Genomic DNA, 647 nt, shown 5'->3' on the forward strand with positions numbered 1-647 from the left:
AGTACCTCGTATTCAGCCCCCTTATAATGCTGATACAAGCCTGTTTCGATACCACTCATCCAGCCTTCTCCATACCCAAGAGTCTTCTCATAACCGATTCCAACATCACCACAACGATCATTAATGCATAAGCGGCGGCAATATAAACCCCTGCTTGAAGCGCTTTATCTGTGTGACCCAAAACCCAGTCATAAGCACCAACAAGGTAGGCGGGTGCCAGCCAAATACTTGCATCTGTCGCAATATTGATAGGCGTTAACAAGAGGACGGCAACCAGAACCCTTAAAGATCGCCGGGTTCGACGTAGCTTGAGATTTCTGGTCATTCGCCAAAATACGGCAATCATCACGAGCGCGGAAATCAGGTACACTGCCCACGCAGCAAGGTATGAAAAACTTTCCAACTATCTATCCTTAAGCCTATATCAACTAAACAAGATCGAGCGAGCCCATCTCATTATTAATTCGCAATTTTTAGTGTAGTTCATCTGCCTGACAGCCATAACAAACTAAATTATGTAGTCTTCCCAATCGTCTTCTGAAACCAGGCTTTCGCTGATTGCTTTTGAGCGCACCGAAATGTGATTTTCATGCATCATAATTTTGCTACCCGCGATCAAGGGGTGCCACTGGGGTAGCGGCTTCCCT

1 protein-coding gene is annotated in these 647 nt (G+C 45.9%); it reads right to left on the reverse strand.

The annotated features are described in order from the left end of the window. Nucleotides 1–55: 55 nt before the first annotated feature. Nucleotides 56–403: a hypothetical protein gene (locus A3756_RS03085; RefSeq protein WP_068514779.1), complete on the reverse strand. Its 348-nt coding sequence runs from the start codon at nt 401–403 to the stop codon at nt 56–58. Nucleotides 404–647: the final 244 nt, after the last annotated feature.

Source organism: Oleiphilus sp. HI0086 (assembly GCF_001635225.1).